At 62.8% G+C, this 596-nt stretch carries 2 protein-coding genes; both read left to right on the top strand.

What is annotated here, in order from left to right; translation table 11 throughout:
* Positions 1-180 (top strand): electron transfer flavoprotein subunit alpha/FixB family protein (locus AB4Z53_RS35440; RefSeq protein ID WP_441600110.1); only part of this gene is annotated, 180 nt, incomplete at its 5' end.
* A gap of 90 nt (positions 181-270) precedes the next feature.
* A partial coding sequence (locus AB4Z53_RS35435) for an alcohol dehydrogenase catalytic domain-containing protein (RefSeq protein WP_441600108.1) occupies positions 271-596 on the top strand: 326 nt, incomplete at its 3' end.

Below are 596 nucleotides of genomic sequence, written 5' to 3'. Positions count from 1 at the left end.
CCCGATCTCTACATCGCCTGCGGCATCTCCGGTGCCATCCAGCATCTGGCCGGCATGAAGGACTCGAAGGTCATCGTCGCGATCAACAAGGACGAAGAGGCGCCGATCTTCCAGGTCGCCGACTACGGCCTCGTCGCCGATCTCTTCGACGCCCTGCCGGAGCTGCAGAAGGCCTCGTAGCATTCTTCGTACAAATCGATCCCAGATGGGCTGGCCGTTGTTCGGTCGGCCCACGCACGCGATTGAATCATCAACAAAAAGGATCCCACAATGGATGTACGCGCCGCCGTTGCCGTTCAGGCAGGCAAGCCGCTCGAGGTCATGACGGTTCAACTTGAAGGCCCAAAGGCCGGCGAGGTGCTGATCGAGGTCAAGGCCACCGGCATCTGCCACACCGACGACTTCACGCTGTCGGGTGCCGATCCGGAAGGCCTGTTCCCGGCCATCCTCGGCCATGAAGGCGCCGGCATCGTCGTCGACGTCGGCCCGGGCGTCACCTCGGTGAAGAAGGGCGACCATGTCATTCCGCTCTATACGCCCGAATGCCGCTCCTGCCCGTCGTGCCTGTCGCGCAAGACCAACCTGTGCACCGCGAT

Source organism: Ensifer sp. 2TAB8, assembly GCF_052115125.1.
Lineage (GTDB): Bacteria > Pseudomonadota > Alphaproteobacteria > Rhizobiales > Rhizobiaceae > Ensifer.
Note: the sequence above shows the minus strand (reverse complement) of the source record. Positions and strands in the feature narration are given on the sequence as shown.